Raw genomic sequence first — 12,156 nt, forward strand, 5'->3', positions numbered from 1 at the left:
GTTTAAATTGTCGAGAGCTAGCTTGACTTGGACTTGATCGTTGAGTTTTTGAACTTGCCTGTTCCACTAAGGTTTCATTTGAGAAATTGAGATCTATGACCCAATTCGCCAGCCATAAGGTCGGTTGAGCAGATAGCATATTTTCACCTAAGAGGGCAAGGCGGAGACGAATTTGTGCTCGATGAGGTGGTTGGCAAAGTTGGCCGCAATCTCTGCTTGAACTCCATCTTCGTCCCGGGAGGTAATATGCCATTGTTTTACAATTGGCAATGGAGGGACGTTAATTTCCTTCAAAATACCCATTTCAAGTTGAGTACTGACCGTATCTGAGGACAATAAAGTCACACCTATATCAAGGGCTACAGCTTCTCGCAGTGCCACGTTGGATCCGATCGTCAGCATACGAGGCGATATTGCCAGGAGGTCAAGCAACTCTTCGAGACTTTTGCGTGTGCCCGACTTTTCCTCTCTCATGAGCCAGGTAGATCGAGCTAAGAGGGAGGTGACGTCACCTCCAGCTTCATAGATTTTGGCAATCTCGGAATTTGCAGATGCCACAAGCATCAGCTTATGCGGGCGAACGGCTAGGGTTTTGAAGGCCATTCCAAGCGGTGGACGTCCCGCAATAACGAGGTCTACCGAGTGAGATTCGAGCAATTCGAATACTCGGGAACGGTTTTCAACATGACTGCGAATTTCAACGTCGCTTTGTGAATCTATATATGACCGTATCCACCGAGGTAGCAACGCCTCGCCTGCAGTGGTGACTGAGGCCATTCTAAGTATCCTTTTCTTAGTGTCTGACGTGGCGATAGCCTCAATCTTTGCCTTCTCCGCCATGCCTAAGATCACCTTGGCTTGCTTGTATAGAACTAAACATGCGGGTGTAGGTTCGATGTTTCGTCCAGATTTAGAGAAAAGTTCAATTCCAAGTTCGTCGCGCAAGGCATAAATAGAAGAAGAGACTGCAGATTGAGAGAGGTAGAGTTCGTCTGCGGCGCCGGTAATCGACCCGTTTTGAACGACTGCTACAAGGGTTCGAAGTTGATTGAAGGTCATAGCGCTGATTTTACCGTCTTGTTTGAGTCAAAAACCGTGCTTTTTTCAGATGTATGACTTATTGAAGAGTCTAGAGTGGGTATGTAGAGGGTGCGTGGCTCGCTAATGGCTTTCATAGTTTTCTTATAAGGCGTCCGGTTATTTCTCCCTGAAAATTCTGTAGGGATTGAGGACCGTGCGATCTATTGGAGCGGCTCTAGCGGTAACTGCGCATTGACAATCGAAGGAGGCTATCCATCAAATGGATAAAACATCAGCCGGTGGCGAAGCAAACGAACGTTATAAGTCTGGCGTAATACCCTACAAGCAGATGGGTTATTGGGAACCCGATTACATCCCCAAGGATACAGATGTTCTGGCACTTTTTAGAATTACACCACAGCCAGGGGTTGATCCAGAGGAAGCAGCAGCTGCTGTAGCTGGGGAATCTTCTACTGCGACCTGGACGGTCGTGTGGACAGATCGATTGACCGCTTGCGAGCTCTATCGCGCGAAAGCCTATCGTGTTGATCCGGTTCCAAATACCGGCGTCGGTACCAATACCGAAGCTCAGTATTTTGCTTACATTGCCTACGACTTGGATCTTTTTGAAGAGGGTTCGATTGCCAATTTGACTGCTTCAATCATTGGCAACGTCTTTGGTTTCAAGGCGGTAAAAGCTTTGAGACTTGAGGACATGAGGCTTCCGGTCGCCTACCTTAAAACTTTTCAGGGTCCAGCGACGGGAATCATCGTTGAGCGCGAAAGGCTCGATAAGTTTGGACGTCCACTTCTTGGAGCTACCACCAAGCCGAAGCTGGGGCTTTCAGGTCGCAACTACGGCCGAGTTGTCTACGAAGCGCTCAAAGGTGGCCTCGACTTTGTGAAAGACGATGAGAATATCAATTCGCAGCCTTTCATGCACTGGCGCGATCGTTTTCTTTACGTAATGGAGGCGGTAAATCGGGCTTCAGCCGCAACTGGAGAGGTGAAAGGCCACTATCTAAACGTTACCGCAGGGACGATGGAACAGATGTATGAGCGTGCTGAATTCGCCAAATCGCTGGGATCCATTGTTGTCATGATCGACCTAGTAGTTGGCTATACAGCGATTCAATCGATGGCCAATTGGGCTAGGAAAAACGATATGATTCTTCACCTGCATCGTGCTGGTAATTCGACATATTCCAGACAGAAGAATCACGGGATGAACTTTCGTGTCATTTGCAAATGGATGAGGATGGCAGGCGTTGATCATATCCACGCAGGGACAGTAGTTGGCAAATTGGAAGGCGATCCTTTGATGATCAAGGGATTCTATGACACCCTTCGAGAGGTGCGTACTCCGATGTCGCTCGAGAACGGGATATTCTTTGATCAGGATTGGGCATCTTTAAATAAGGTAATGCCAGTCGCTTCCGGTGGAATTCACGCTGGTCAAATGCATCAGTTGATTCACTACCTAGGCGAAGATGTAATTCTTCAATTTGGCGGTGGCACCATTGGCCATCCAATGGGTATCCAAGCGGGAGCAACTGCAAATCGTGTGGCCTTAGAGGCTATGATCATGGCTCGAAATGAAGGTAGGGATTATCTCAACGAAGGGCCAGAGATCTTGGCGCAGGCGGCAAAGTGGTGTACTCCTCTAAGAGCAGCATTGGATACCTGGAAGGACGTTACCTTCAACTATGAATCTACCGACACTGCAGATTTTGTTCCCACACCTACGGCAAGCTTTTAGATCTAGGGAGACGATTAGATTATGATGACCAATCCAGCAAATCGAGTGACTCAGGGTCAATTCTCGTTTCTTCCAGAACTTAGCGACGAGCAGATAATGCTACAGATAAAGTGGGCTATTGACCACGGTTGGGCGCTTAGCGTGGAGTATACCGACGACCCCCATCCCCGTAATACCTACTGGGAGATGTATGGTATGCCAATGTTTGACCTAAAGGACCCAGCTGGCATTATGGGGGAGATCAATCAGTGCCGGGCGACCTTTCCTAACTATTACATCCGTGTTATGGCATTTGGTTCAGATCGAGGCACGGAGAGCCCAACTATGTCATTTATGGTGAATCGCCCACCCAACGAGCCAGGGTTTAGACTTATGCGACAAGAGGTCGATGGTCGATCGATTAGATACTCGATCACCCCTTATGCCACGGATCAACCAGAGGGTGAAAGGTATCCATAGAGATACCCCTCGCCTTTATTGAAAATACTATTTATGACTGACGGTGGAGTGGCTGAGGTGGCTTTTATGAGCTGTTTTCTCAAAAACTCCACTATTTTTCTCTGTCACATCTAATAGATTCAAGGTGATTGGCTCAGTCGAATGAGTATTTATGAACTTAGATGGTCAGCTTGTTTGCCTCTTTGCTTGAGTGTTTGCGGTGAGGACCTCTTATTGGTGGCTTAGTGAGAAGAAAGAATTTAGATGGATGACCTTGGCGCTAATGTAAGTGACGACGAAGACAACCTCTCTCTGGGCACGGCAGATGATTTCGTTGATTTGGATGTGGTATACAAAGAGTCGAATATCGCAAGTATCTTGGAGAAGCTCGATAAAGAACTCGTTGGTTTGAAACCGGTTAAGACGCGAATTGGCGAGGTAGCTTCACTTTTGCTGGTCGATCGAGTGCGTCGTCAGTTGGATCTTTCCTCTGGCGCACCCTCGATGCATATGAGCTTTACGGGAAATCCTGGCACCGGTAAGACGACTGTGGCTTTGCGCATGGCAGAGATACTGCATCGTCTTGGATATGTACGACAAGGTCATTTGGTCTCGGTTACTCGCGACGACTTAGTGGGTCAATATATCGGCCATACGGCGCCTAAGACCAAGGAGATTCTCAAGAAGGCGATGGGGGGAGTGCTCTTTATCGATGAGGCCTACTATCTCTACAAGCCGGAGAACGAGCGCGACTATGGTGGCGAAGCGATCGAGATTCTTCTACAGGTTATGGAGAACCAAAGGGACGATCTTGTCGTGATCTTGGCTGGTTATAAAGATCGCATGGACAAGTTTTTCACTAGTAATCCTGGGATGTCATCTCGGATTGCACACCATATCGACTTCCCTGATTACACCAAGACGGAGCTTGTGACAATCGCTAAGTTGATGTTAGCTGAGCAGAACTACGTAATGAGCGGGAAAGCCGAAGCCGTCTTTGAACAATATGTACAACGGCGGATGGAGCAGCCATTCTTTGCAAATGCACGATCGATCCGGAACGCTCTGGATAGAGCCCGACTTCGACAGGCGAATAGGTTGTTTGAACGTCGAGGAGATCGCCTTACCCGGTTAGACCTAATGACTATCGAAGATGTTGACTTCTTGGCCAGTAGAATATTTTTGGAGCCTGGACCTAAAGATTGATTCGCGAAACCCCTTGGTGTTTGGAGGTTTTAGGGTTGGCTAGAGATATAGCTTCTGCGATGAGAGCTTGGAATCTAATTTACCCAAACATGATTCTATTGATTTAGGGAGAATGGTACTTTGAGGTGGATCTTTGTTCCATGGTTTGCGCGTGAAAATACCTCGAGGCTTGCTCCGATTAGCTCAACTCTTTCCCTCATACCTTGAATTCCGTGGCCGTTATTGACATCGTCGACATCGAACCCCGCTCCATCGTCGGAGATAATCGCATGTAGAATCCGAAGTTCGTAGTCGAGCCAAATCTTCAGCGATGCCCAAGTTGCCCCGGAGTGTTTGATGATGTTTGCCAGCGCTTCTTGGGTAATTCGGTAGATGGTGATCTCGGCTGCGCTAGCGAGGATCGCATCGAAGACCTCGGGAAGTTCGACGTCAACTTCGGGGTTTTTTATCGAATTGCAAAGACTTGCTAAGCCCGCCATAAGACCAAGGTCATCTAGGATTCCTGGTCGAAGGCGGGATATTGTCTCTTTTACCTCTGAGATGGCCGAGACGACGAGATCTTTGGCCGCAGTTATCTCTATACGTGAGGCGTTCATCGATTCTGGATACATTGCAGCATCTAGATGGTAGAGTGCCGAGTGTAGGAGTTGTCCAAGGCCATCATGAATATCTCTTGCGATTCGCTTTCGCTCTAACTCCGCTGCATCGATAGTGTCAGCTGCGAATTTTTCAAGTTGACTCTCGCGTCGGGCAAGTTTTTCAACGAGGGCGGCCATTTCGACGTTGCCGGCAAATAGGTTGGCGACATATTGCAGGTCCACCAAGATCGATTCGCTCTCGCTTGGCAATTCGCGCCAATGGACATTTAGGACGCCAACTACTACCTCACCAGGTCTCATCATCGGCACCGAGATCAGGAAATTGAAGTTTTCCCCCTCCAGTTCAGGCATATAACGGTATCTACTGTCCGCCCATTTGTCGGGAACAATTAAAGGTATCTTGGATTGAGCGACCCATCCCGAGATACCATCTCCAACGGCTAGGCGAATCTTGCCCCTATGGATCGAATAAGGAGGTGTCGCGCCAATCAGACTGATATGTCTTTGGTCCTCGTCTAGGAGATAGACGAAGCATACGTCTGCACCGAAAGCCCCTATCACAAGTTCAGCAACGTGATCTGCTAGCTCTTCTAGATCTGTGACGTGTGGCATTGCGTCAATAATTTGACGAAGCAAGTGATCTTTCAATGTGAACTCCAAAGACTCATCATTTTGGGATTTCCCTTATCCCTTTCAAAAGGGGCTTTTGCATTATTGTTATCTAAAGATTGCTTCGCGCATTGCAAGTGCTACAGCTGCAGTCCTATCTTTGACGCCGAGTTTGCGATAGACCGCGCTCAGGTGGGTCTTGACTGTCTCTTCTCCAACGAAGAGCTTCGCTGCGATTGCCTTGTTTGAGTTTCCCTTGGTCACAAGGTCAAGGACCTCTGACTCCCTTTGCGTTAACCCTAGGTGTGCTCCTGGCCAGAATTCACCCGAGTGAAGACGTGCCGCAGATAGTGCAACCCTGCCCGCTAGCTGAGGATCGACGACGATATCACCGTTTTGTACCCGTAGGAGTTGCTCTAGCAGTTCAGCAGCGGTGATCTGTTTGAGAAGAAACCCTTTTGCTCCAGATCGTAGGGCTTGAAATAGATACTGCTCGTCATCGTAGACAGTTAGCATGACGACCGAAACATCAGGAAATGACTTGGAGATTTCCCTGCAGAGATCGATGCCGCTGTCGTTTTTGAGACGTACGTCGGTGATTACGATGTCTAATTGGTTTGTAGTGACAAAGGCGATAGCGCTTTGTGCATCCTTAACCTTGCCCACAATTTTGATCTGATTCTCGAATCGCTTCATCATTGAACTGATTCCATCCAGAATGATGTCTTGATCGTCGACTAAAAGGACCGAGATCATCTCTGTCATTGCATCTTTAGTGTCGTTATCTTGTTCCACGTCTGTTGGTCCCATGCGAAAATAGCTAGAAAGCTACAGTTAGAAAAAATTTAAGGGCGAGATAGCCGTTACTTGCGACTTTTTCAATAATGAACACCTTATTTGATGGTACTCCTCAATGTGACATTGGTCGATCTCAGTTTGGTAAATCCCTCTTATGTGGGAAGAGTATAGGTGTTTAGGTCGCCTAGATTCTTTTCTAAATTGTAATGATCAATTCGGATTATTCACTATGCAGCGGACCGCTTTAGGCTGTGAGTTGATTAACTGTTTTTAGGAAAGATCTAAAGGTACGCAGTTTTTCCAAATAGGGGGTTGACGATGGGTGTAAAGCAGAATATTTTGGTAATCCCTTCGGTGCTACCTGCTGACTTTTCACAACTAGGTAATGCGGTTGTGGAGTTGGAAAAAGCGGGTGTGGATCGAATTCAATGGGACGTTATGGATGGTGTCTTTGTACCAAATCTTACATTTGGTCCAGATACCATAGCGTCGGCGCGAAAAGTTACGACTCTTGGTTTTGAGGCTCATCTTATGATTGTTGATCCAGATCAATATATCGAAAAATATGTAGCGGCAGGCTGTGAGCTGCTTATCATTCATGCTGAGTCAACTCGACATCTTCATCGGACTCTGGGTCGCGTGAGACAAGCTGGGGCTAAGGTCGGCGTGGCACTGAACCCGGCAACCCCTATCTGTGCCATAGAGAATGTCGTGGATTTGTTAGATCTAATCCTGATTATGACGGTTAATCCTGGCTTTGGTGGCCAGGCCTACATTTCGACGATGGAGTCAAAGATTAGCTCAGCCTATGAATTGGCAAACTCGTTTAGTCATGAAATTGAAATTGAGGTTGATGGGGGAATCTCCTCCTCTACCGTTGAGGGTGCTGTGAGTGCGGGCGCAAGAACATTGGTTGCTGGCTCTTCTCTCTTTAAACATCCCGACGGCCTTGAGGCCGCAGTGACTGAAATTCGCAATTTAGCAGGTCAAGCCAAACGAAAAGCCTAAAGACCCTCTTGCGACATAAAGCCGTTAACTAAGAGGTATGAACGTTAAACGATCGGAAAGATTTTATGACAAACGACAATGATCAACTTTGCGTAACCGCGCTAAGGATGCTTTCGATAGATCAGGTGGAGCACGCTAATTCGGGCCATCCGGGCCTTCCTCTGGGACTTGCACCTGCCGCATATACTTTGTTTTCTCGGGTGCTAAAGCATGCACCATCTGATCCAACCTGGGCCGATCGCGATCGATTCGTACTCTCGGCTGGCCATGGATCGGCACTCGTCTACTCGCTCTTGCACCTTTTTGGCTATGGACTTGAGGTCCAAGACCTCCAGGGCTTTCGTCAATTGGGTTCAAAGACACCAGGACACCCCGAATACCATCACACAACTGGCGTTGAAATGACGACCGGTCCGCTGGGTCAAGGGATCTCTAGCGCCGTTGGTATGGCCCTTGCCGAAGCTATGATGGCGAGCCGAGTTGATGCCGCAGGAGCTAAAGGAGTAATAGACCATCACACTTACGTCTTTGCTTCAGACGGCGACCTCATGGAGGGCATCTCTCACGAAGCAGGCTCTTTGGCTGGTCATCTAGGTTTGAATAAGCTGATTGTATTGTTTGACTCCAACAATATAACGATTACAGGCGATGCCACACTGTCCTGCACAGATAATATTCGAGGTCGTTTCGAAAGCTATGGTTGGAATACCATTTTGGTAGAAGATCATGAGGATCTCGATCTTATCGAATCAGCGTTCAATAAGGCTCGCGAAAACACGGGCGGACCGACACTGATTGAACTGCGGACGGTAATTGGATATGGCGCTCCTACCAAGGCGGGTAAGAGCTCGGTACATGGATCGGCCTTAGGCGCTAAGGAGATCGCGGGCACTAAAGAGTTTTACAAGTGGACCTATCCTCCCTTTGAAGTGCCGCAAGCGATCTATGACCACGCCCGCTCTAGCGTGCAAAAGGGCGAAAAGCTTGCGGCTGCATGGAGAGAACGTTATAAAGAGCTATCTAATGAGGTGCGTCAAATAATCTCTCCAGTAGTGCCTTCTCCAGGTGAGATCGCTGGGTCGATCAAACCATTTAGTCCAGATAAGGCATTGGCTACGAGAATATCCTCCAAAGAGGTCTTGATCCAGTTGAGCGAAGCTCTACCTTTCCTTATTGGCGGCTCTGCTGACTTGGCCGAGTCGACTGGTACAAACCTTGGTCTGGACTTTGTCTCATCGTCTAATTATCTAGGCAGAGAGATTAACTTTGGAATTCGTGAGCATGGGATGGCTGCACTCCTAAACGGGATTGCACTTCATGGTGGCTTTGTGGCTTATGGATCAACTTTTCTGGTCTTTTCCGACTATTGTCGTCCGTCTGTGCGCCTAGCAGCCATTATGGGCTTGGGCGTCAATTTCGTATTCACCCATGATTCCATTGCAGTCGGAGAAGACGGCCCAACACATGAGCCGGTTGAACATCTAGCAGCTCTAAGGGCTATCCCAAACCTTCGTGTAATGCGTCCAGCGGATGCAAATGAGACAGCTGCAGCCTGGGCAACCTCCATTGGGGACCCTTCGATGCCATCTGTATTAGTGCTTTCTCGACAAGGTCTTCCAACCGTTACTACACATGGTGATCCAGCTTGGGTCAACGACTCTGGAATGCAGATAATCTCCGACCCTCAAGATGCCAGAGGGGTAATCATCTCGAGCGGATCTGAAGTGGTAATTGCACTAGAGGCCGCAGAGATCTTGAAGCAAAATGACGGTATCTCGGTGCGCGTGGTCTCGGTAATGTGGCGCGAGCGATTCTTGGACGTCTATCGAGGGAGAATCGAGGCTCTAACTTCGGGACTTCCCACGCTTGTCGTAGAGGCAGGCATTCCTCTTGGCTGGGAGCCAGTTGTGGCTAGCGAAGCAGACATAATCGCTATGCATTCGTATGGCGCCTCCGGTAAAGGCTCAGAAGTCCAAGCCCACTTTGGTTTTTCGGGCGAAAAGGTTGCGCAATCGTTCCGTGAAACTTTGTCAAGAATTGAGTCGACCAAAAAAGATAGCCACGACCTAGAGTACCTAAATGCAAATCTAGTCCTAGAGCGCAATATTGTTCTAGCCTGCGTCGACGCCGCTAAGGCTAGTTTCTCAAAAGTTGGTAGGGGCGATCGCAACTCTGCTGATTCATTGGCAGTGGGGGCTATGCGAAGAGCTCTTAACAAGGCTCCAATTGCACTTGAAGTCGTAATTGGTGAAGGAGAAAAGGACGAGGCTCCAATGCTCTATCGCGGAGAGCGCTTAGGAAGTGGAGCTGGACCTACCTTTGACATTGCGGTAGACCCGCTTGAGGGTACAAATTACGTAGCAAAAGGCCAGCCAGGTGCGGTCTCAGTAATTGCTGCAGCTCCGAGGGGTACCTTCAAGTATCTGCCAGGATATTACATGGACAAGATGGTCGTTGGCTCTCGAGCCAAGGGTGCGCTTACTCTTTCGAATTCGATTGAATCTAACGTTGAAGCTCTGGCAAAGGTCTTGGATAAGTCGATCGGTGAGATTGAGATAGTTGTACTTGACAAGCCTCGCCATAAGGAGCTTATCTCGCGTATTCGTAAAATTGGAGCCAGGGTTCGTGAAATCCCAGATGGCGATGTGATGGGAGCGTTCGAGGTTCTTGTCGGTCATATCGATGCACTCTTTGGGATTGGTGGAGCACCAGAGGGCATCATTATGGCAGCTATGACCAAGGCCCTAGGCGGTGAATTCCAAGGTCAATTGACCCCCCAGAGTGACGCTGAGCGAGCTCAGATAATTTCTTTTGACGCTTCAATTATCGACACTGTCTTTGATCAAGATGCCTTGATTTTAGCAGAGCCAGTTGTGGCCATAACCTCTGTAACTGGAGCTGGCGTATTGGAACCCGTCACCTATCGAGACGGATCCCTCTACATATCTAGCGCTTTGATTCGAAATGGGAGCTATTCCGTCGTATCGCAATTTGCCTAGGTTGTAAATTCCCAGATTTGAAGTTAGGACTCTATATTTCAGGGCCCTAGGAAGATTTTAGAATCTTTTTTAGGGCCCTTTAGATTTTTGTATCCAAAATGAACTAGTACAATAACGAAAGGGCACCAATGCCGCATCGACTTGCGATGATTGAACGGGCTAACCGAAATCGTTTACGCCGACACGTACCCATGTTGGCAATCGCTGGAGATTCGGCGGTCGGCAAGACAACCCTGACTCGGGGCCTTGTCGAGGCGCTCGGCCCGGCTAACATATCTTCATTTTGTACCGATGACTATCATCGTTACGACCGAAATGAACGGAAGAATCTTCCCTTTACTCCGCTGCACCCTAATTGCAACTATTTGGAGATCATGGAGCAGCATCTGCAACTGCTCGCAACGGGTCAACCAATCCTAAAGCCACTCTATAGCCACCATCACGGGACTCTGGATCGTCCAGTTTTGTTTGAACCTAAGGACTTTGTCGTTGTAGAGGGCCTATTTCCCCTTTGGTCTAAGTTGTCGAGGGCTTGCTTTGATGTAACGGTCTTCTTGGACCCCCCAGAGAGCGTTCGACGTGAGTGGAAGGTACAACGCGACGTATCTCAACGTGGTTATACAAAAGAGCAGGTTCTAGCAGATCTTGATAAGCGTGAGCCGGAGTCTGGCGCATATATCCGCCCGCAACGAGCCAATGCAGATATCGTCATGAGCTTCGCCAAGGCTTCACCTGGCGAAGGCGAGGAGATTCCGTTGTCGGTGTCAATCCTTCTTAGGCCAACGATTGACCACCCAGCTATCTCTGACCTACTCTCATCCGATACGAGAGAGGCTATACATCTAAAGCTGATGCGCGACGATGACAATAAGCCAGTTGACGTGCTTCACATACATGGTCATGCATCCAAAGAAGTAGCGAGCGAAATAAAAGAGGCGATCTGGTCGAGGCTAGGGATCGACCAGCCTCTTCCAAGTTCGCTGGGACGAATTACAGATGAGAAGCGTAGCGAACCATTAGCGATCGCACAGCTGTACCTGCTTTATCACCTTTTGCAGGCCGCCAAAGGCTGATTGGCGTCACATGTCTTATCGGGATTTATCCCGGTTCAAATGGTTAGTCGAAGTCTTGGTAACGGTTATTTTAGAGTACTTCTAACTGTCATTTTAGAGATTGTGATGATCTTAATTTAAGCGTGGTTCTGACGGGATCATCGTTTCAGCCAAATAATTAGTCGGGTCTATCTTCGGTGAGGATGGAGAGACATCACTCTAACGGAATGATTTCTTATTGAGTAGTGGATTTGCGATCGAACCAATTAGCTCTAGATGTAAAGTGCCAGATTAAGGCGGTTTTCACCGGGAGATCTAAAAGTTGTTTCATAGGTGATTTTGCAAATCGATGGTTCGTCATGTCAATGGCTTTTCTTGCATCTCCTACCAGCTGAACGTACATAGTGGCTTTTATGTCGATTACCAAAGATTGATCGAAAGATATTCTTTTCAGGCTTTGAAGCCAAAAGTCCACTCCCCGACCAATACCAGATGGGCAATGTCATCCTGGTTTGGCGGCAGGAAGCCAACGCCATAAGCAAGAAGGCGACCATTTTGATTGTCTATTTCTTGTAATAGCCTTCAAAGGTCGTTTTGTCTTGTGAATTACCGTGGCCGCTGAAAACTAAATCTATATGGTTGGTTTTCAGCGGTATTGCCTATCTTTG

At 48.1% G+C, this 12,156-nt stretch carries 9 protein-coding genes; 6 read left to right on the plus strand and 3 right to left on the minus strand.

Going from position 1 to position 12,156, the window contains the following annotated elements:
* Window positions 1-147: 147 nt before the first annotated feature.
* A complete protein-coding gene (locus ACIDITHRIX25_RS83430; RefSeq protein WP_052604533.1) occupies window positions 148-1,059 on the minus strand; it encodes a LysR family transcriptional regulator in 912 nt (303 codons plus the stop codon).
* Window positions 1,060-1,300: 241 nt separating this feature from the next.
* Between ACIDITHRIX25_RS83430 and ACIDITHRIX25_RS83435 the strand changes: the two genes are divergently transcribed.
* The 3 genes from ACIDITHRIX25_RS83435 to cbbX all read left to right on the plus strand — a co-directional run bounded on the left by ACIDITHRIX25_RS83435 (window position 1,301) and on the right by cbbX (window position 4,423).
* The gene (locus tag ACIDITHRIX25_RS83435; RefSeq protein WP_052604532.1) at window positions 1,301-2,779 is read left to right on the plus strand and encodes a ribulose-bisphosphate carboxylase large subunit; all 1,479 of its coding nucleotides are present in this window, start codon (window positions 1,301-1,303) and stop codon (window positions 2,777-2,779) included.
* A 21-nt stretch (window positions 2,780-2,800) separates the two neighbouring features.
* Window positions 2,801-3,238, plus strand: a complete 438-nt coding sequence (locus ACIDITHRIX25_RS83440) for a ribulose bisphosphate carboxylase small subunit (protein ID WP_201731982.1) — start codon at window positions 2,801-2,803, stop codon at window positions 3,236-3,238.
* A gap of 243 nt (window positions 3,239-3,481) precedes the next feature.
* Window positions 3,482-4,423 carry a CbbX protein gene (gene cbbX / locus ACIDITHRIX25_RS83445; protein ID WP_052604530.1) on the plus strand — a complete coding sequence of 314 codons (942 nt, stop codon included), beginning with the start codon at window positions 3,482-3,484 and terminating at the stop codon, window positions 4,421-4,423.
* 95 nt (window positions 4,424-4,518) lie between these two features.
* On the opposite strand, the gene ACIDITHRIX25_RS83450 is transcribed toward cbbX, so the two are convergent.
* The gene (locus ACIDITHRIX25_RS83450; RefSeq protein ID WP_201731983.1) at window positions 4,519-5,670 is read right to left on the minus strand and encodes a GAF domain-containing sensor histidine kinase; all 1,152 of its coding nucleotides are present in this window, start codon (window positions 5,668-5,670) and stop codon (window positions 4,519-4,521) included.
* A gap of 69 nt (window positions 5,671-5,739) precedes the next feature.
* Window positions 5,740-6,426 (minus strand): response regulator, encoded by a 687-nt coding sequence (locus ACIDITHRIX25_RS83455; RefSeq protein ID WP_235347556.1) that lies wholly within the window; start codon window positions 6,424-6,426, stop codon window positions 5,740-5,742.
* Window positions 6,427-6,747: 321 nt separating this feature from the next.
* Here ACIDITHRIX25_RS83455 and rpe point away from each other — a divergent pair, with 321 nt between their 5' ends.
* The 3 genes from rpe (at window position 6,748) to ACIDITHRIX25_RS83470 (ending at window position 11,509) form a co-directional block, all read left to right on the plus strand.
* Complete coding sequence (gene rpe / locus ACIDITHRIX25_RS83460) at window positions 6,748-7,437, plus strand: ribulose-phosphate 3-epimerase (RefSeq protein WP_082058457.1); 690 nt, start codon at window positions 6,748-6,750, stop codon at window positions 7,435-7,437.
* A gap of 65 nt (window positions 7,438-7,502) precedes the next feature.
* A complete protein-coding gene (gene tkt, locus ACIDITHRIX25_RS83465; RefSeq protein ID WP_201731984.1) occupies window positions 7,503-10,436 on the plus strand; it encodes a transketolase in 2,934 nt (977 codons plus the stop codon).
* 128 nt (window positions 10,437-10,564) lie between these two features.
* Window positions 10,565-11,509 carry a phosphoribulokinase gene (locus tag ACIDITHRIX25_RS83470; RefSeq protein ID WP_052604528.1) on the plus strand — a complete coding sequence of 315 codons (945 nt, stop codon included), beginning with the start codon at window positions 10,565-10,567 and terminating at the stop codon, window positions 11,507-11,509.
* The last annotated feature ends 647 nt before the right edge of the window (window positions 11,510-12,156 follow it).

The sequence above is a fragment of the Acidithrix sp. C25 genome (genome assembly GCF_904848545.2).